The organism is Albidovulum litorale (assembly GCF_025751495.1).
GTDB lineage: Bacteria > Pseudomonadota > Alphaproteobacteria > Rhodobacterales > Rhodobacteraceae > Albidovulum > Albidovulum litorale.
The window spans coordinates 406,409-424,401 of sequence record NZ_JAOWKZ010000001.1 but is presented as its reverse complement, the minus strand read 5'-3'; the positions used below and the strand labels follow the sequence as shown (position 1 = coordinate 424,401).

General features: G+C 63.0%; 16 protein-coding genes. 6 read left to right on the top strand and 10 right to left on the bottom strand.

Annotation, left to right across the window (positions count from 1 at the left end; all coding sequences use genetic code 11):
• Positions 1–13: 13 nt before the first annotated feature.
• The 3 genes from OEZ71_RS02115 to OEZ71_RS02105 form a co-directional block, all read right to left on the bottom strand.
• Entirely contained in the window at positions 14–313 is a 300-nt protein-coding gene (locus OEZ71_RS02115) for a hypothetical protein (protein WP_263738274.1), read from the bottom strand.
• A 103-nt stretch (positions 314–416) separates the two neighbouring features.
• Positions 417–614 carry a heavy-metal-associated domain-containing protein gene (locus tag OEZ71_RS02110; protein ID WP_263738273.1) on the bottom strand — a complete coding sequence of 66 codons (198 nt, stop codon included), beginning with the start codon at positions 612–614 and terminating at the stop codon, positions 417–419.
• Positions 615–674: 60 nt separating this feature from the next.
• On the bottom strand, positions 675–1,724 hold the full coding sequence (locus OEZ71_RS02105) for a Glu/Leu/Phe/Val family dehydrogenase (RefSeq protein ID WP_263738272.1): 1,050 nt from the start codon (positions 1,722–1,724) through the stop codon (positions 675–677).
• Between the two features lie 131 nt (positions 1,725–1,855).
• Between OEZ71_RS02105 and OEZ71_RS02100 the strand changes: the two genes are divergently transcribed.
• Positions 1,856–2,311 (top strand): Lrp/AsnC family transcriptional regulator, encoded by a 456-nt coding sequence (locus tag OEZ71_RS02100; protein ID WP_263738271.1) that lies wholly within the window; start codon positions 1,856–1,858, stop codon positions 2,309–2,311.
• A 103-nt stretch (positions 2,312–2,414) separates the two neighbouring features.
• On the opposite strand, the gene OEZ71_RS02095 is transcribed toward OEZ71_RS02100, so the two are convergent.
• The 3 genes from OEZ71_RS02095 to OEZ71_RS02085 form a co-directional block, all read right to left on the bottom strand.
• Positions 2,415–4,451 (bottom strand): ASKHA domain-containing protein, encoded by a 2,037-nt coding sequence (locus tag OEZ71_RS02095; RefSeq protein ID WP_263738270.1) that lies wholly within the window; start codon positions 4,449–4,451, stop codon positions 2,415–2,417.
• A 319-nt stretch (positions 4,452–4,770) separates the two neighbouring features.
• Entirely contained in the window at positions 4,771–5,922 is a 1,152-nt protein-coding gene (locus OEZ71_RS02090; RefSeq protein WP_263738269.1) for a CaiB/BaiF CoA transferase family protein, read from the bottom strand.
• Positions 5,923–6,367: 445 nt separating this feature from the next.
• Positions 6,368–7,108, bottom strand: a complete 741-nt coding sequence (locus OEZ71_RS02085) for a DsbA family protein (protein ID WP_263738268.1) — start codon at positions 7,106–7,108, stop codon at positions 6,368–6,370.
• A gap of 160 nt (positions 7,109–7,268) precedes the next feature.
• Here OEZ71_RS02085 and OEZ71_RS02080 point away from each other — a divergent pair, with 160 nt between their 5' ends.
• The 5 genes from OEZ71_RS02080 (at position 7,269) to OEZ71_RS02060 (ending at position 14,491) form a co-directional block, all read left to right on the top strand.
• Positions 7,269–8,411 carry a pyridoxal phosphate-dependent aminotransferase gene (locus OEZ71_RS02080; RefSeq protein ID WP_263738267.1) on the top strand — a complete coding sequence of 381 codons (1,143 nt, stop codon included), beginning with the start codon at positions 7,269–7,271 and terminating at the stop codon, positions 8,409–8,411.
• Between the two features lie 60 nt (positions 8,412–8,471).
• Positions 8,472–9,701 (top strand): N-acetylmuramoyl-L-alanine amidase, encoded by a 1,230-nt coding sequence (locus tag OEZ71_RS02075; protein ID WP_263738266.1) that lies wholly within the window; start codon positions 8,472–8,474, stop codon positions 9,699–9,701.
• A gap of 175 nt (positions 9,702–9,876) precedes the next feature.
• Positions 9,877–12,432, top strand: coding sequence for a penicillin-binding protein 1A (locus OEZ71_RS02070; protein ID WP_263738265.1), 2,556 nt, complete (start codon positions 9,877–9,879; stop codon positions 12,430–12,432).
• A 90-nt stretch (positions 12,433–12,522) separates the two neighbouring features.
• On the top strand, positions 12,523–13,647 hold the full coding sequence (gene prfB / locus OEZ71_RS02065) for a peptide chain release factor 2 (protein ID WP_263738264.1): 1,125 nt from the start codon (positions 12,523–12,525) through the stop codon (positions 13,645–13,647).
• 67 nt (positions 13,648–13,714) lie between these two features.
• The gene (locus OEZ71_RS02060; RefSeq protein WP_263738263.1) at positions 13,715–14,491 is read left to right on the top strand and encodes a DUF2189 domain-containing protein; all 777 of its coding nucleotides are present in this window, start codon (positions 13,715–13,717) and stop codon (positions 14,489–14,491) included.
• A gap of 121 nt (positions 14,492–14,612) precedes the next feature.
• Here the strand turns inward: OEZ71_RS02060 and OEZ71_RS02055 are convergent, their stop codons facing one another.
• The 4 genes from OEZ71_RS02055 to bcp all read right to left on the bottom strand — a co-directional run bounded on the left by OEZ71_RS02055 (position 14,613) and on the right by bcp (position 17,891).
• Positions 14,613–15,110 (bottom strand): bactofilin family protein, encoded by a 498-nt coding sequence (locus OEZ71_RS02055; protein ID WP_263738262.1) that lies wholly within the window; start codon positions 15,108–15,110, stop codon positions 14,613–14,615.
• A complete protein-coding gene (locus tag OEZ71_RS02050; RefSeq protein ID WP_263738261.1) occupies positions 15,100–16,416 on the bottom strand; it encodes a M23 family metallopeptidase in 1,317 nt (438 codons plus the stop codon). Before OEZ71_RS02050 ends, OEZ71_RS02055 begins: the two co-directional genes overlap by 11 nt.
• A gap of 174 nt (positions 16,417–16,590) precedes the next feature.
• Positions 16,591–17,412 carry a ferritin-like domain-containing protein gene (locus OEZ71_RS02045; protein WP_263738979.1) on the bottom strand — a complete coding sequence of 274 codons (822 nt, stop codon included), beginning with the start codon at positions 17,410–17,412 and terminating at the stop codon, positions 16,591–16,593.
• Positions 17,413–17,429: 17 nt separating this feature from the next.
• Positions 17,430–17,891, bottom strand: coding sequence for a thioredoxin-dependent thiol peroxidase (bcp, locus tag OEZ71_RS02040; protein ID WP_263738260.1), 462 nt, complete (start codon positions 17,889–17,891; stop codon positions 17,430–17,432).
• Positions 17,892–17,993: the final 102 nt, after the last annotated feature.

Sequence of the window (17,993 nt, the reverse complement as noted above, 5' to 3'; positions counted from 1 at the left end):
CAAGCCTGTCCGCTCAGTTCGCGCAGACCTGTTCGGCTGCGGTGCCAAAGTTCGTGTAGCGTGCCCAGAACTCACGGTGGCTGGCGCGGTTCGAATAGGCGATGTCCTGAACCTTTTCAGGATCACGCAGGAGTTTTGCCGCCAGTTGCTGGTCGGAACTGGTCAGCGTCATGTTGGCGACGCGCTGGATACAGTCACAGATGATCGGGCTGGTCGACCGGTCGGATTTCAGGCAGGCACTGTCGATCGGCCCCGCTAAAGCTGTCATCGGGGCAACAGCGCAGAGCGCCGCCGCAAACAATGCTATCCTCATTCCTTCGTCCCATCCCACCTGCGCCGCCGGTTTTTTCGGTCTTGGCGCCATCAAGCGGGGCGGAGTATGCACCGATCGCCCCCTTGGTGCAATTGCCAGGGCCTCAGCGCAGGATCGTCGCCGGATAGCCCTCGGCCTTCAGCACTGTCAAGACGGCCTCGGCCGGGGCGGTGGTCCGGACGTCGGCAGTGCGTGCGTTAAGGTCAACCACGACATCGGCATGGCTGTCGAGGTCGATGATCGTGCGTTCCACCGACGCCTTGCAGTGACCGCAGCTCATATCGGGAATCGAGAGTTTCATCGGAATGCTCCTTCGCGGCACGGCCCGAAAATCTGCCGGGTCGCGCCGCGCGTCAAGGGGTCAGGCCGCCGCACGGGCCATATGTTCGGCCACGATCCGCTCGGCGACGTGATGCGGGCTCACCCCCTCGGCCTTGGCGGCGGACAGTATCGCCTCCATTGTCCGGTCGAGCGCCGTAAGCTGGGCCGCGACCCAGCTTTCGCGGTCGGAGATTTTCAGGATCTCGGCCGCGACATTGATGATGCCGCCGCCATTGGCGACGAAATCAGGCGCGTAGAGGATATCGCGGGCCGCGAGGCGATCAGCGTCTGCATCGGTGACCAGCTGGTTGTTGGCACCGCCAGCGACGATGGCGACGCGAAGCGCCGGAATGGTTTCGGCATTCAGGATGCCGCCGATGGCGCAGGGGGCGAAGATATCGGCGCCGGCGTGGTATATCTCGTCTTCGGCAACGGCTTCGGCCGACCATTCCGCGACAGCGCCTGCAACGCGGGTCGCGTCGATATCGGTCACGATCAGGCGCGCGCCATCGCCATGCATCAGGGCGCAGAGATGGCGCCCGACATTGCCAAGGCCCTGTACGGCGACGGTCAGCCCGTCAAGGCTGTCTTTGCCAAGCCTGTGTTTCGCCGCCCGACGTACAGCATTGAAAACGCCCCGCGCAGTCACTGGCGAGGGGTCGCCGCTGGCATAGGCCCCACCGGCCAGACCGGCAACAAAGGTGGTTTCCTCGGCCAGCACCGCCATATCCGCGGTCGTCATGCCCATATCCTCGGCGGTCCAGTATCGACCGGCCAGTGTCTCGACCGCGCGCCCCATGGCCCGCAGCAGGTCTGGTGTCTTGCCCTGCGACGGATCGCCGATGATCACCGCCTTGCCACCGCCGAGCGGCAGACCGGCGGCGGCATTCTTGAAGGTCATGCCCCGGCTCAGGCGCAGAACGTCGCTCAGCGCCTCGTCCTCGCTGCGATAGACCCGCATCCTGAGCCCGCCCGCGGCCGGGCCAAGCGTGGTCGAATGAATGGCAATGAATCCTGTCAGCCCCGAATCCCGGTCCTCGACCCGATAAACCTCTTCATGCTCTTTTGTGGCGACTCGGGTGATCTGCATTGTAGGCTCCGTGAATGCGATGGATGGAAGATAACACCCTTTGACAGCGGGCTTTCGCCAATCTTTGATGTTGAGATTGGTGATTTGAGTGATATTATCCACCAAAATTTAAAAATGTAGGTGAAGTCACCATGGATGCCACCGACCGGCGCATGCTCACCGCGCTTCAGCGCGACGGACGTCTTTCCGTCACCGATCTCGCTGCCGAGATTGGCTTGTCGCAGACACCCTGCGCCCGTCGACTGTCGCGGCTGGAGGCCGATGGCGTGATCGAGGGGTATTCGGCGCGGATAGATCAGGGCCGCGTCGGCCTGCCGGTGTCGATCTTCATCTGGGTGGAGCTTGAGCGGCAGGCGAAAGACGCCATCGACGCCTTCGAACGCGCGGTCCGGGGGTTCGATCGGGTGATGGAGTGCCACCTAATGACCGGCTCGCGCGATATCCTGATGCGGGTCGTCGCGGCCGACCTTGCCGATTTCGACCGGTTTCTGGAGGAAAAACTGATGCGGGTGCCCGGCATCAGGTCCACCCGATCTTCCTTCGCGCTGCGCACGATGGTCAAACGCCAGGTTCTGCCCGTCGGGTAGGGCCATAAATCGTCATGACTTTTGCCATGAAAATTTGAATTTTCATGGCCCTTCCGGACGGCCAGTCTGAACCAACGGGCCCACGGTCAGATTGGCTTTCGGCCTATCCCCGCCGCCGCCGACGGCCGCCCTCGGCACCCGATCCAGCGGTGTTGAAGCTGACGTCAGGCAGCGTGACGACGGCCGAGAGTTCCGGGAAGGGCGCGGTCGCATGGGGGATTGCGTTTGCGGCGACGAAATGCTCCTGAAAGCGCGGCTCGATCGCGGTTTCGACCTTGTAGATGCGGTTGACCTCATCCTCGATCGCCGCCCGCGCACCGATATTGCAGAGCGCGATGCGTGCGCCGGTGCCCGCGGCATTGCCCGCCGAGAACACCTTGTCCAAAGGCACATCCGGGATCATGCCGAGGACCATCGCGTGCTTGGGCGAGATATGGGCGCCGAAGGCACCCGCCAGAACCACGCGGTCGACCTTTTCAATCTCCAACTCGTCCATCAGGAGGCGCGCGCCGGCATAAAGGGCCGACTTGGCCAGCTGAATAGCCCGGATATCGCCCTGCGTTACGGTGATCAGCGGTCCGCCGCCCGTTGTGCCATCGTAAAGCACATAGGCATGGGTTCGGCCCGTCGCTGTACAGCGGTTGGTGCCGACCTGCTCTGCCGATCCGATCAGCCCGCTCGCATCGAGAATGCCCGCCATCCGCATCTCGGCCACAACCTCGATGATGCCCGATCCGCAGATGCCGGTGATGCCGGTCTGGGCGGTGGCGGTGGCGAAGCCCTCGTCATCGGACCAGAGGTCGCAGCCTATGACGCGGAAGCGGGGTTCCTTGGTCTCGGGGTCGATCTCCACCCGCTCGATGGCGCCGGGGGCTGCGCGCTGACCCGCGCTGATCTGTGCGCCCTCGAAGGCTGGGCCGGTGGGCGATGAACAGGCCAAAACCCGATCCTTGTTGCCCAAGAGAATCTCGGCATTGGTGCCGACGTCGACGATCAGAACCATATCCTCGGATTTGTTGGGTTCCTCCGACAACGCGACGGCGGCGCAGTCGGCGCCCACGTGACCGGCGATGCACGGCAGGATGTAAATGCGTGCATTGGCATGGATGGCGGTCAAGTCCAGATCACGCGCGGCTAGCGAGATGCTTTCCGAAGTTGCCAGCGCGAAGGGGGCCTGGCCGAGTTCCACCGGATCGATGCCCAGCAGCAGGTGATGCATGACCGGGTTGCAGACGAACACGGTCTCGACGATCTGGCCGGGATCGATCTCGGCCTCGGTGGCGATGGATTGCGCCAAACCGTTGATTGCCGTGCGCACGGCGTCGGTCATTTCCTTGTCGCCGCCGGGGTTCATCATCGCGTAGCTTACCCGGCTCATCAGATCCTCACCAAAGCGGATCTGCGGGTTCATGAGACCCGAGGAGGCCAGCACGTTGCCGTTCCTGAGATCGCAGAGATGCGCGGCGATGGTGGTGGAGCCGAGGTCGATCGCAAGGCCGTAGAGCCGCCCTTCGTAGAAGCCCGGCCAGATGTCGATGATGCGCGGCTTGTTTCGGTGATCGCGGTGAATGGCCACCGTCACCTTCCACTCGCCCTTGCGCAGCACCGGCTGCAACTTGCCGAGCAGCGTCGTCTCCGCCTCCAGCCCGTCGATCTGCCACTGATCGCGAAGGGCGTCACAAAGCCGCTGGAAATCGCCCGAGGGCGAATGCATGTCCGGTTCGGCGACTTCGACGTAATAGGCATGCGTCGCCGGGTCCATCGTGATGTCGCGCTGGGTGGCCGACTTGCGGATGACCTGCCGGTGCACCTGGCTCTCCGGCGGCACGTCAATGACGACATCACCCATCACCTTGGCTTGACAGCCAAGACGGCGGCCCTGCTTCAGGCCGCGGATGCGGTCATACCGCGCCTCGACCTCGTTCCATTCTGAAAGGGCGTCCTCACTGACCGTGACGCCATGCTTGGAGAACTCTCCGTAACCCGGCGTAATCTGGCATTTCGAACAGATACCGCGCCCGCCGCAGACAGAATCGAGATCGACGCCGAGTTGCCGCGCGGCGGTCAGAACCGGGGTGCCGACCGGGAAGCGTCCGCGTTTGCCGGAAGGGGTGAAGATGACAAGGGGATCGCTGCTCATGACTATGTCCGGTCCTAGGGTCCGGGGGACTTTAGCGATTTGAAGGCCAAGGGGAAGGCAGCCAGCGCCGTTTTCTTGTCCGGCTGCGTCATCATCGCCCGCTGCACAGTCAATTGAGATGTGACTGCAGAAGGCAATGGTCGAGCGAGACGTGTCGCGCCCGCGCCTCGATCCTGCCGCCGGGCCGGAGGCTCGTCTGTCACTCCAGCGTTCGTGTCTGCGAAGACCAAGACACGTTCATGATCGGCGCTCGCTGATCAGACCACGGTTCTGGAGGCGACAACACGATCTTCGCCACCGATCAACACAATCCTGAGGGTCAGCCGTCCTCCAGCCAGGCAAGCACTGCCGCCCGGTCGCCATCCAGCGCAGGCGCCGGACCGCGCGGGGCGGGATCGGTCAGACCGGTCATCTTGATCGGGTTTCCAGCGGCCATGAAGACGTTTCCGCCCGGCCGGGCAGGAACCTCTGTCACCATGTGACGGGCCAGCAGCTGGGGATCGGCGAGAACCTCAGCCATATCCTGCAAACGACCCGTCGGTACGCCCGCCGCCTCCAGCGCAGCGATCCAGTGGGCGCGGGGTTCACCCAGTGTAACGGCTTCGATCATCCGTTTGAGAAGATGGACATTTTCACAACGCGTCGCATTGGTCGCGAATCGCGGATCGGCGGGCAGGTCGCCAAGCCCCAGCGCAGCGCAGAGTTTCGTAAAAAGCGCATCGTTGCCGGCAGCGATGACGAAAAACCCGTCGGCGGCGCGATAGGTGGAAAAGGGCGTGATCGTCGGGTGGCGGGCGCCGGTCGGGCCCGGAGGCCGGCCGGTCACCGAAGTTATGGCGACGGCATGTTCCATGATCGCAAGCTGGGCGTCGAGCATCGAGATATCGATTTTCGCCCCCCTTCCGTCGCGGTCGCGGCGCAACAATGCGGCAAGGACGCCCTGAACCAGATACATGCCCGCGACGATATCGCCGATCGACGCGCCGACCCTGACCGGCGGACCACCTTCCTCGCCGGTGATCGACATCACCCCGCCGCGCGCCTGAACAACCATGTCATAGGCGGGTTTTCCGGCCTCGGGACCAGTATGCCCAAAGCCGGATACCGCACCATAGATGAGGCGCGGGAACCGCTTTTCCAGCGTGTCCCAGCCATAACCGAGCTTTTCCATTGTTCCGGGACGGTAATTTTCCAGCAGGATATCGGCCCGTGCGAGCAGACGCTCGAAGATCGCCCGGTCGCCATCATCCTTCAGGTCGAGCGCGATCGAGAGCTTGCCATGGTTGAGGCCCGCGAAATATGCGCTCTCCTCTCCCTTGAACGGGGGAAAGGCGCGGGTGTCATCGCCTGTACCGGGCCGTTCGACCTTGATCACATGCGCGCCGAGATCTCCGAGCGTCGCCGAGGCGAAGGGGCCCGCGAGCACATGGGTAAGGTCGAGGATCGTGAGGCCGTCAAGCGGTGCTGTCATGACCATCTCCAGAATGATATTGCGCCATTTCAATCAGCCATACCGGGTCCGAACCATGATCTGTGTCATGCTCAACTGCCCGGAGAAAATCCTTCATGAAGGATTTTCGGAAGGGAAGAATTTTGTTTCAAAATTCTTCCTGCGGGCAGGTTAGCAGATAAGCCTGATGTCACCGCGGTCGCAAAAGATCACGAATTGCCCGCCGCACTCCACCATATGATACCCGCGACGTCTGACTTCCAGTTCGAGTGTCATGCGGCCTATGCGCAGTTCTACATCCCGGGTGTTGCGCCGGACCACACCGCCGCGTCCAACAGACCGGGCAGAAAAAATCTGATCCAGCCACTGCCAATAGGGGACGGTTTTTGGCGTTGATGTGCGGTTTGCATCCATACCCGCACACTTGCGCAACAAGATTAATCAGTAATGAAGGGCAATGCCGACCTCAGCCGCGCTCCCCGGCGACGATGGCCTGCATCTCGTTCAGCGGCGCGTAGCCACGTAGCATCTGGTTGCCCATAACGAAGGTCGGCGTGCCCGAGATCTGCATGCGCTGTGCCAGAAGGTGGTTTTCCTCGATCACTTTCGTCACTTCCGGCGCGTCCATATGGGCGATGATCGGCTCGGCGTCGATATCGAAGCTGTCGGCAAAGGCGGTCAGCGTTTCGATGCTGACGTCACCGCGGAAGCTTTCGTAGAAACCGGCATTGACCTTGGCATAAGCCTCGCTTCCGGCGACCTGAAGCGTGGCGATGGCGAACCTCGCGGCAATCACCGACTGCTCGCCGAGGATCGGGAATTCCTTGACGATATAGCGGATATCGCCATCCGACTGGATCAGTTCGGCCACCTCGGCATGGGCCTTGCGGCAATATCCGCAGCGATAGTCGATGAACTCGACGACCGTGATGTCGCCGTCGGGATTGCCGCCGACATAGGAATGACCATCGCTGAAGATGTCATCGGCATTCGCCTTGACGAGATTCAGGTCCTGCATCGCGGCCTCTTCTGCCTGACGGGTCTGCAGCACCTCAATCGCCTCGGTCAGCACTTCGGGATTGTCTAGAAGATAGGCGCGGATCTCGGCCCGGAACGCCTCGCGCTCTGCCTCTGACATCGCCGAGATGTCGAAGGCGGTAGCAGGCGTGGCCAGCAAAGCGGCAAGGGCGAGGGGGGCGAGTTTCATATATCTGTCCTGTCTGGCGGCGCGATGGCGCGCGGGAATGCATCCGGGGCGAAGATCACAGAAACCGGCCCGCCACAAGCCTGACCGCCGGAACAGCCATTGACCTCGCATCGCCGGACTGGGAAGAACCCCACGTCGCCCGCAGGATAGAGAGGGAAAGATGCGCAGTTCAAGCCGTGGGGTGGTCGATGCCTTCATTGTGATGGACGTGATGGAGGCCGCGCGCGCGGCCGAGGCCACGGGCCGCCACATCATCCACATGGAGGTTGGCCAGCCCTCGACGCCCGCTCCGGCCGGGGCCCGCACGGCATTGGCGCAGGCAATGGAACGCGACGCGCTCGGCTATACTGTGACACTCGGCCTACCAGAATTGCGCAAAGGCATCGCCCGGCTCTACCAGAGCTGGTATGGGATTGCGCTCGATCCCGGCCGGATCGTGGTCACGGCGGGCTCTTCTGCGGCCTTTCTTCTTGCCTTTACCGCCCTTTTCGACGCGGGCGACCGCGTGGCCCTGGGCGAACCGGGCTATCCCTCCTACCGCCAAATCTTGCGCGCACTTTCCCTGACGCCCGTCGGCATTCCGACCCGCGTTGAAGACCGGTATCAGCCACGCCCCGGTGACATTCCGGCCGATATCGCCGGTTTGATCGTCGCCTCGCCCGCAAATCCGTCGGGCACGATGCTTGACCGTGACGCGCTGGCGGCCCTGATCGGGGCGGCACAAGCCAAAGGGATCAGTTTCGTTTCCGACGAGATCTATCATGGCCTGCATTATGAGGGCCGGGCGGTTTCGGCACTGGAAATCTCCGACGATGTCTATGTCATCAACTCGTTCTCCAAGTATTTCTCGATGACCGGCTGGCGTATCGGCTGGATGGTCGTGCCCGAAGACCATATCCGCATCGTTGAAAGGCTGGCGCAGAACATGTTCATCTGTCCGCCCCATGCCAGCCAGGTTGCTGCCCTTGGCGCGCTCGACTGCATCGACGAGTTGGAGGCAAACCGGTCGGTCTATGCCGAAAACCGGCGGCTGATGCTGGAGGGACTGCCAAAAGCCGGGTTCACGAAAATCGCGCCGCCAGACGGGGCCTTTTACATTTATGCCGATGTCTCGGACCTGACCGAGGATAGCCGGGCCTTTGCCGCCGAGATCCTCGACCGGGCGGGGGTGGCGGTGACGCCGGGGCTTGATTTCGATCCGCATCGCGGCGGCCAGACCCTGCGGTTCTCCTATGCCCGCTCCACTGCCGATATCCGTGAAGGCCTCGCACGGCTCGCTGCGTTCATGGGGCGGCATGTCTGATTGATGGGGATTCCCCCGGCGGCATGACCGGCATAAGATGCCGCCCAAAAAGGCAGGTACATGCGGGCAGTTCGGTTTCTGATCCTTCTCTTCGTCTCCGTGGCGTTTCTCAAGACCCCCGCCGTTTTCGCGGCAGAGGAGGCAGAGCCTGCACGGATCGACGCGACAGCATCGACATTGGTGGATGCCGGGCAGGGTGTCTCGCTGTCGCTGGCGATCAGCCGAGCGGTGCCTTACCGGGCATTTCTTTTGGACGGTCCGCCCCGGTTGGTCGTCGATCTTGCGGATACAGAGGATGCCGGAGGTCTTGCCGATCTTGATCATTCAGCGCGCGTGACCGCGCTCCGAATCGGACCCGTGCGGGCCGGTTGGACACGGCTGGTTGCGGAACTCGACAGGCCCTACAGGATCGCGCGGGCCGAGGAAGCGCAGGCCGAAAGGGGGGCGGCAATCCGGCTTCTTCTGGAACCCGTATCAGCGGTCGAGTTCGCCAACATTACTCAGGGTGGCACCCCGGCCGACACACGCTGGGCTTTGCCCGAACCCGCAACGATCCCCGCGACGGCCAAGACCCGGCAAACGGGTGACTTACCTCTCGTCGTGGCGCTCGATCCCGGTCATGGCGGCATCGATCCCGGCGCCGAGGCAGGCGGGAGCGATGAGGCCGAGGTTGTGCTGGGCTTCTCACGCGAGCTGTCGGAGAAGCTCCGCGCTGCCGGGATGGAGGTGGTGCTGACCCGCGAGGCGGACGTCTTTGTGCCGCTGGAGACTCGCGTGTCCATCGCCCGGGCGGCCGGGGCGGATGTCTTCCTTTCGCTTCACGCAGACGCATTGGACGCGGGTGAGGCTACGGGGGCGACGGTGTATCTTCTTTCCGAAGGGGCAGAAGACCTTGTCGCGCGCCGGCTCGCCGAGCGCCACGACCGGGCGGACCTTCTGGCTGGCGTCGACCTGGCCGGACAGGATGACGACGTGGCTTTCGCGCTGATGGATCTGGCCCGGGCGGAAACCCAGCCACGGAGCGCGCGACTGGCCTCGGCTATCGTCGATGCGATCCGTTCAGAAGGCGGAAAACTGCATCGCCACCCGATCCAGCGGGCCGAATTCTCGGTCCTTAAATCGCCCGATATCCCCTCCGTTCTACTTGAAATCGGCTTCCTGTCATCAGACGAGGACCGGGCGCGGCTGGCCGATCCGGACTGGCGGGCGGGTATGCAGGATGCCATTCTGGAGGCAATCCGGACATGGGCCGAGGCTGATGCGACCGAGGCTCGGCTTATCCGGCAGTAGCACCGGCACCAGGCCGGGCCGAAGAATCTTTTAAAAACTCTTCGCAAAAATCCTTGCAGGATTTTTCGTCTGGTTCCGGCGGGGCGCTGCCGTTTCCTCCCGCGCGGTGCGAGTTGTTTTGACCCGCGTCAGCGCGCACTATATAGACAGCCTGTTTTGTACGGGAGAGTCCGACGTGCTCCGTTTCATTCTGTCCTTCTTCGGGGGCATTTTCAGCTGGATCGTTACCGGCGCGGTTTTTGCCGCGCTGACGGTGGGCGCCGTTTTCTGGATGTATGCCCGCGACCTGCCGGACCACGAATACCTTGCGCAGTACACACCGAAGACGATCAGCCGGATCTATTCCGGCGAGGGGCGTCTCATGGACGAGTTCGCCACCGAGCGGCGTATCTTCGCGCCGATCGAGGAGATCCCGGAGGTCGTGAAATCGGCCTTCATCTCGGCGGAAGACAAAAATTTCTATTCACATCAGGGCTTTGATGCGCGCGGCATGGCAGGTGCCCTTTGGGATGCGGTCAAGTCGCGTGGCAAGAACCTGCGCGGAGCCTCCACGATCCCGCAGCAGGTGGCGAAGAACTTCCTCCTTGGCGGCGAACGCACTGCCGAGCGCAAGATCAAGGAACTGGTGCTTGCCACCCGGCTCGTCGATACGCTGTCCAAGGACAAGATTCTGGAGCTTTACCTCAATGAGATCGACCTTGGCTTCCTCTCCTTCGGTGTGGCCTCGGCCGCGCAGACCTATTTCAACAAGACGCTCTCGGAACTGACGGTGGAAGAGGCCGCCTATCTCGCGGCCCTACCCAAGGCGCCCTACAGCTATCATCCCGTACATAACCGCGAGGCCGCCATCGACCGGCGCAACTACGTGCTGCGCGAGATGTTCCAGAACGGCTACATCGACGACGCGGCGTTGGAGACCGCGCAGGCCGCGCCCCTAAAGACGGTGCAAAGCGGCGACTACGCGTCGTTCAAGTCCGGCCTCCCGCCACGGGACTACTTCACCGACGAGATTCGTCGCCAGTTGTCGAAAAGCTTTGGCGAGGCGGAGTTCTTTGGCGGTGGCCTGACGATCCGAGCGACGGTCGATCCCGAGATGCAGGATCAGGCCGCGATCGCGTTGCAGGAAGCGCTCGAAAGCTATGACCGCAACCTTGGGGTCTGGCGCGGAACCAAACAGGTGATCGAGGCATCCGAGCTGGAGAGTGAGGAGAAATGGCGTGCCGCCCTTGCTTTGGCCGAGGTGCCGCGCGACGTGGCCGGCTGGCTGCCCGCCGTGGTGCTGGAACTGGGCGAGAAATCGGCGCGGATCGGGATCGAGGGTGTCAGCGACGACGAGGACGGTCATTGGATTCCGGCCGAGGATGTGACCTGGGCCAAGAAGCGGCTGGCTGACGGCAAGCTCGGTCCGAAAGCAAAGGTCGCGGGCGATCTGGTTTCGGTTGGCGACGTGGTACTGGTCGCGGCGCTCGCCAATGAGGATGGCACGTTCAAGCGCTGGTCGCTCAGGCAGGTGCCTGAGGTGCAGGGCGGGTTCATGGCGATGGACGTCAATACCGGCCGCGTCATCGCAATGCAGGGCGGTTTTTCCTATCAATCGTCGGTCTTTAACCGTGCGACGCAGGCGCAGCGCCAGCCGGGCTCGTCCTTCAAGCCCTTCGTCTATGCCGCCGCACTCGACAGCGGGTTCTCTCCTGCCACGATCATCGTCGACGCGCCGATCGAGGTCGACACGCCGCAGGGTCTCTGGCGACCCAAAAACGCCTCGAACAAGTTCTACGGGCCGACGCCGATGCGGACCGGGATCGAACAGTCGCGGAACCTGATGACCGTGCGGATCGCGCAGGAAATCACTATGCGCACGGTCGCGGGCTACGCCGAACGGTTCGGTGTCTATGACCGGCTGGAACCGTTCCTCGCGAATTCGCTCGGCGCGCAGGAAACAACTTTGTTCAAGATGGTCGCGGCCTACGCGATGTTCGCCAATGGCGGCGAGAGGGTGGAACCGACGCTTGTAGACCGCGTTCAGGACCGCTGGGGCCGCACGGTCTATCGTCACGACCAGAGGACCTGCGACGATTGCAGGCTGGCGAGCCTCGACCCCGGCGCCGCACCACGCATTGCGTCTAACCGCGAACGCGTGATGGATGCCGTCACCGCCTATCAGCTTACCTCGATGCTGCAGGGCGTCGTGCAGCGGGGCTCAGGCTCGGGCGTGCGCCTGCCGGTGCCGACAGGCGGCAAGACCGGCACCACCAACGACGCCAAGGATGTGTGGTTCATCGGCTTCACCTCGAACATCGTCGCGGGCTGCTACATGGGCTATGACCAGCCCCGCTCGCTTGGCCGCGGCGCCTATGGCGGTACGCTCTGCGTGCCGGTCTTCAACGCCTTCATGCAGGAAGCGGTGAAGAAATACGGCGGGTCAGAGTTCAAGGTTCCCGCAGGCGGCCATTTCATCAAGATCAACCGGTTCACCGGCGAACGGCTTCCTGACGATGTCGAGGGCGACTTTGTGCAGGCCGAGTTTTTCCGCGACGACGAGATCCCGATCTTCGGTATCGGCGCGATGGTCGATGGCGGCTTTGCGATGGGCCAGAACCTGCCGCTCTTCGCCTATGGCGAATTGGGCGGGGATGAGGGCGGCACGACCGTCACGACCTCGACTGGCCAGACCAAGATCATCCCGAAGAAAGCCGATTTCGGCACGTTGAGTTCCGGCGGACTTTACTGACACCCGATAGCACGCCGGGTGCCCGTCCTCTTGCCGGGGATGGGTGGCTCGGCTATCACCGCGCCGAACGATCTGGAAGGACCAAGGCCCATGCGCGCCGAGATGGAAAACATTGCCGAAGCGATTGGAAAATCGCTCAAGCTTCTGGGCCAGCGGCTGGACTGGGAAACGGCGCCGCATCGTCTGGAAGAAATGAACGCGATGATCGAGGACGGGGACCTCTGGTCTGACCCGGCCCGGGCGCAAAAGCTGATGCGCGACCGCCAGATGCTGATGGACGCGATCGAGACCTATAAGAAGGTCGAACGCGAGCTGAAGGACAATGTCGACCTGATCGAACTGGGCGAGATGGAGGACGACAAGGAGATCGTCGCCGAGGCCGAGGGCTCGCTGAAAGCACTGAAGGAGTTCGCCGCCGCGAAAGAGCTGGAGGCGCTTCTGGACGGCGAGGCGGATGGCAACGACACGTTCCTTGAAATCAATGCCGGTGCCGGCGGGACCGAGGCCTGCGACTGGGCGCAGATGCTGCAGCGGATGTATGTCCGCTGGGCTGAAAGCCGCGGCTTCACCGTTGAATTGCAGTCCGAGGAACCCGGCACCGAGGCGGGCATCAAGTCATGCGCCTACAAGATATCCGGCCAGAACGCCTATGGCTGGCTGAAATCCGAAAGCGGGGTGCACCGGCTGGTCCGTATCTCGCCCTTCGGCAAGGGCACGCGTGAGACGTCCTTCGCGTCGGTCTGGGTCTATCCGGTCGTCGACGACAATATCGAGATCGAGGTCGCGCCGAATGATATCCGCATCGACACCTACCGGTCCTCAGGCGCGGGCGGCCAGCACGTGAACACGACCGACTCGGCCGTGCGCATCACCCACCTGCCCACGGGCATCGTCGTGACCTCGTCGGAAAAGTCGCAGCACCAAAACCGCGATATCGCGATGAAGGCACTGAAATCACGGCTCTACCAGATGGAGCTTGACCGGCGGAACGCCGCGATCAACGCTCAGCACGAGGCCAAGGGATCGGCCGGATGGGGCAACCAGATCCGGTCCTATGTGCTGCAACCCTACCAGATGGTGAAGGACCTGCGGACGGGGCACGAAACCTCGGACACGCAGGGCGTGCTGGACGGCGATCTCGACGCCTTCATGGCGGCAACGCTGGCGATGGATGTTGCGGGAAAAAGCCGCGCCGAGGCGCAGGCGGACGACTAGACACGACGCTTGCCCGAATCCTACCCTCTGCCCTAGCCTTCAACGGCGCGCGGGAAAGGGAGGGAAGATGAACGAAACGGACCGGGGACCCGATCCGCTGCCCGAAATTCGCAATATCGAAGTATCGGACATCAAAGCAGTGCTGCGCTTGGGGCTCGGCGATTTTCTGAAAGCACCGCTCTTTGGTCTCTTTTTCAGCGCTGTCTATGTCGCGGGCGGGCTCATCCTGTGGCGTATCTACGGTGTCGCCGGTCAGGAATGGTGGCTGGCCCCCGTGGCCGTCGGTTTCCCGCTTCTTGCGCCCTTTGCCGCCGTCGGGCTCTACGAGGTCAGCCGTCGGATCGAGGCAGGCGAGACCCGGCCCTGGGGCGAAATCCTTGGCGTGGTCTTTGCCCAGAAGGATCGCCAGATCCCCGCGATGGCGGCCGTGATCATCGTGATCTTCCTCTTCTGGGTCTTCGTGGCGCACGCGCTGTTTGCGCTCTTCATGGGGCTCAGGGCCTTCACCTCGGGCACCGATATCATCACGCTCTTCTTCACAGGAAACGGCCCCTTGATGCTGCTCATCGGTGGCGCGGTGGGGGCGGGTTTTGCCGGGGTTCTCTTTGCCATCACAGTGGCCGGCCTGCCGCTGCTTCTGGACCGCGAGGTGGATTTCGTGACCGCGATGATCCATTCGACAAAGGCGGTTCTTGCCAATCCCATCGCGATGGCCGCATGGGGCGCGGTCATCACGCTGATCCTCTTTGCGGGAATGGTACCGATGTTTCTAGGGTTGTTCGCGGCGCTTCCCATACTCGGCCACGCGACATGGCACATGTACCGGCGCTTGATGCAGCCTTGATGGGCACCGCCTGCGGAACGGTGACCGAACGAATTTCAATTTTCTCGATCCGCCTGACGGGCCACTGAAAACAAAGGGCGCCCGAAGGCGCCCTGAAACAGCTTCCGCGGGTTCGTGCGGCTTACTTCGCCGGGGCCGGGGCCGGCGCGGCTTTCGGTGCCACCGGGTTGCCGAGCGACAGCGGGTCTTCCTGGCGTTGCACGGAGCCCTCGAAATGTGCGCCGGATTCGATGGCGATGGTCTTGTGGATAATGTCGCCCTCGACCCGTGCGGTTGATGTCAGACGCACCTTCAGACCGCGCACGCGGCCGATGACGCGGCCATTGACCACGACGTCGTCAGCGACGATCTCGCCCTTGATCGTGGCGGATTCGCCAATCGTCAGCAGATGGGCGCGGATGTCGCCCTCGACCGTGCCCTCGACCTGGATATCGCCGGTGGTCTTGAGATTTCCGGTGATCGTCAGGTCCGACGACAGAACCGATGCCGGGGGCTTCGGCTTCGGCGTGCTCGACGCATAGTCGAAGGCAGGCTTCGCTACGGGCTCGGAGGCCTTGGGTTGTTCGGTCTCTGCTCCCGCTTTCGGTCCGGGCTCGTTGATCCTGCTTTTAGAAAACATTGTTGGCCGCCTTGATATACGTCATCGGATTCTTCGCCGCTCCGTTGACGCGCACCTCGTAGTGCAGATGCGTTCCGGTTGAGCGGCCGGTGTTCCCCATATCACCGATCCGGTCCCCGCGCGAGACCTTTTGACCAACCTCGACGCGGACTTTCGACATATGGCCGTAACGGGTCTCGATGCCGAAGTCGTGGCGGATCTTCACAAGGTTGCCGTAGCCCGATTCCCAGCCGGCATGGATGACCGTGCCGTCGGCCGTTGCGTAGATGGGCGAGCCGTGCGCGCCGGCGAAATCGGTGCCTTCGTGCATCCTGCCCCAGCGACGTCCGAAGCCCGACGTGTAGCGGAACGAGGTCTTGAGCGGCATCGCAAAGGGCGCCTTTTCCACTGCCATCCGATAGAGGTTCATCCGGTCGAGGCCATCGAGGATCTTCGACGCGCGTTCGGCATTGGGATCGGCCTTGCCGCCGATCGACGGCGCAAGCGGGCCGAGCGGGCCGCCCTGGCCGGAATAGCCGCGCTGTACCTGCTTGATCAGGTCATCGGGGTCGAGCCCGGCAGAGGCGAACATCTTGTCCAGCGGCTCCATCGAGATCGTCACGGCCTCTTCGAGGCTCGTGAAGATGTCGTCGTGCCGCTCCTCGAGCAGTTTCATCTCATAGGCGATCTCGTCGGCCTGATCGCGGGCGACGACGGCGGCCCTCGACATCTCGTCACGTTCCGACGCGGTGCGGGCGAGGGCGGCGGTCACGAACTCCAGTGTTTCGGTCGTATCCGCCGGGGCCGCACCGGTCTGGGCCAGTTGCGGGCCTTCCGCGAGGTTGGCGTTCAGCTCGGCCACTTGCGTCCGCGCCTCGTCGCGCTCGGTCATTGTCCGGCGCAGCGTCGTCTGAATGACGCCGATGCCGGTTTCCAGTTCCTTGCGGCGCTCTTCCGAGGCGAGGAGGGCAGATTGCATCGACGAAACCTGTTCGAGCGCGATGGCGAAGCGTTCCTGTGCCGCAAGCGCCTCCTCGGCGCGGCGGTCGCGTTCCTGCGACAGCGCATCCAGCCGGGCCTCGTAAGTTGCCATTTCCCGCCGCGACTGTTCGCGGGCGCTTCCCGAGCCGATCGAGTCCATCATCAGGATCGCCGTGGCGACGATGGTCCAGGCCAGAACGACCGCCGATCCGCCAAGCGCGATGGCCTGGGTGGTCGGCTTCAGGCGGACGAAGCGGGTTTCGGTATCGGAGCGCAGGAACAGGCGCTGTTCCGGCAGTCGGCGCTCCAAGGCGGCGTGAAAACGGTGCATCAGGCGTGCTGGCAAACTGTTCCCCGTTGCGTTTTTTAGTTTTGAAAGACGGGACGCCATCCCCACGACATCCCCTTGGCGCAAGGGCTTAACAACCCCGTGATGCCCCTGCAACATTTTTGACCAAATCCGGCGCCCGGCCGGCTGGAACCCGCCGGTTTCGGCAAACTTTCGCCGACGATCGCGCGGTTACCGGAACGCGGCGGTGCCCGGCGCCTCGGCGACCTCCTCGGCCAGCGGCCAGTAGAAATCCGGAGGCAGCCCCGCCTCGGCGCGCTTTTCTTCGTTGAAGGGCGGTTTCAGGGCACCACGGAAATACCTGCGGACAAGGCCGTGAAAGACCTCCTTGGGATCAAGACCGTCGCGTCCGCACAGCCAGTTGAACCATTTCACACCGTAGGCGACATGGCCGACCTCTTCGGCATAGATCACCTTCAGCGCGTCGGTTGCGGCGGGTTCGTCGGCCTTGGTGAAGATCTCGATCATGCCGGGCGTCACGTCCAGCCCGCGTGCCTCCAGCACCATCGGCACAACGGCGAGACGGCCGAGAAGATCATCGGCCGTGTCCTCGGCCGCCCGCCACATGAACGCATGGGCAGGCAGGGCGCCATAATGGCTGCCCACCGCTTCAAGACAGTCGCAGAGAAGATTGAAATGTTTGGATTCTTCGTCGGCCGATTTCACCCAGTCGTCGTAGAATCCCAAGGGCATCTCGGTATCGGTGAAACGCGCGATGATGTCCCAGTGCAGGTCCACCGCATTCAGCTCGATATGGGCCAGAGCGTGCAAGAGCGCGATACGCCCCTGCGGCGAGCCCGTGCGGCGGCGGGGCACGTCGCGCGGTGGCAGAAGTTCAGGTCGTTCCGGCCGCGATGGCTGCATCGGCGGATTGGCCCGGCCAATCGGCAATGGGGTTCCCGCCGCGCGGGCCTCGCGCCAGCGCGCAGCATGGGCATGGCTGAGCGCCGTCTTTGCCCTCCCGTTGGCGGTGGTCAGAACCTCCACCGCCATGTCTGCCAGCGTCAGGCTCACAGTGCGCGCGCCGCGTCCAGCACCTCGGCCGCATGGCCGTTCACCTTCACCTTTGGCCAGATGCGCGCGATATGGCCGGTGCCGTCGATCAGGAAAGTTGCCCGTTCAATCCCCATATAGGTCCGGCCATACATGTTCTTTTCCACCCACACGCCATAACGTTCGCAGGTGTCGCTGTTTTCATCGGACGCCAGGATGACACCCAGCCCATGCTTTGCACAGAACTTGTCGTGTTTCTTGGCGCTGTCCTTCGAGATGCCCACAACGACCGTCCCGGCAGCATCAAACTCGTCCATCAGCCGGGTGAAATCCAGCGCTTCGGTCGTGCAGCCCGGCGTATCGTCCTTGGGGTAGAAGTAGAGCACCACCTTCTTCGGTGCAAAACCCGCAAGCGATACCGTCGCATCGCCATTGCCGTGCAGGGTGAAATCGGGGGCCTTGTCGCCGGGTTTGAGCATGTGCGCTGTCCTTTGCCGAATGGTTCGGCTTTGTGTTTTACTTCCGTTTCCGCAAAGATAAAGGGGAGCTTTGGCCGGGCTGCAATGGCACGGTTTGTTGGG

What these genes read in the sequence shown, in the direction of transcription:
- OEZ71_RS02115 (WP_263738274.1), bottom strand. Translation starts at nt 313, where the DNA reads ATGAGGATAGCATTGTTTGCGGCGGCGCTCTGCGCTGTTGCCCCGATG.
- OEZ71_RS02110 (WP_263738273.1), bottom strand. Translation starts at nt 614, where the DNA reads ATGAAACTCTCGATTCCCGATATGAGCTGCGGTCACTGCAAGGCGTCG.
- OEZ71_RS02105 (WP_263738272.1), bottom strand. Translation starts at nt 1,724, where the DNA reads ATGCAGATCACCCGAGTCGCCACAAAAGAGCATGAAGAGGTTTATCGG.
- OEZ71_RS02100 (WP_263738271.1), top strand. Translation starts at nt 1,856, where the DNA reads ATGGATGCCACCGACCGGCGCATGCTCACCGCGCTTCAGCGCGACGGA.
- OEZ71_RS02095 (WP_263738270.1), bottom strand. Translation starts at nt 4,451, where the DNA reads ATGAGCAGCGATCCCCTTGTCATCTTCACCCCTTCCGGCAAACGCGGA.
- OEZ71_RS02090 (WP_263738269.1), bottom strand. Translation starts at nt 5,922, where the DNA reads ATGACAGCACCGCTTGACGGCCTCACGATCCTCGACCTTACCCATGTG.
- OEZ71_RS02085 (WP_263738268.1), bottom strand. Translation starts at nt 7,108, where the DNA reads ATGAAACTCGCCCCCCTCGCCCTTGCCGCTTTGCTGGCCACGCCTGCT.
- OEZ71_RS02080 (WP_263738267.1), top strand. Translation starts at nt 7,269, where the DNA reads ATGCGCAGTTCAAGCCGTGGGGTGGTCGATGCCTTCATTGTGATGGAC.
- OEZ71_RS02075 (WP_263738266.1), top strand. Translation starts at nt 8,472, where the DNA reads ATGCGGGCAGTTCGGTTTCTGATCCTTCTCTTCGTCTCCGTGGCGTTT.
- prfB (WP_263738264.1), top strand. Translation starts at nt 12,523, where the DNA reads ATGCGCGCCGAGATGGAAAACATTGCCGAAGCGATTGGAAAATCGCTC.
- OEZ71_RS02060 (WP_263738263.1), top strand. Translation starts at nt 13,715, where the DNA reads ATGAACGAAACGGACCGGGGACCCGATCCGCTGCCCGAAATTCGCAAT.
- OEZ71_RS02055 (WP_263738262.1), bottom strand. Translation starts at nt 15,110, where the DNA reads ATGTTTTCTAAAAGCAGGATCAACGAGCCCGGACCGAAAGCGGGAGCA.
- OEZ71_RS02045 (WP_263738979.1), bottom strand. Translation starts at nt 17,412, where the DNA reads ATGGCGGTGGAGGTTCTGACCACCGCCAACGGGAGGGCAAAGACGGCG.
- bcp (WP_263738260.1), bottom strand. Translation starts at nt 17,891, where the DNA reads ATGCTCAAACCCGGCGACAAGGCCCCCGATTTCACCCTGCACGGCAAT.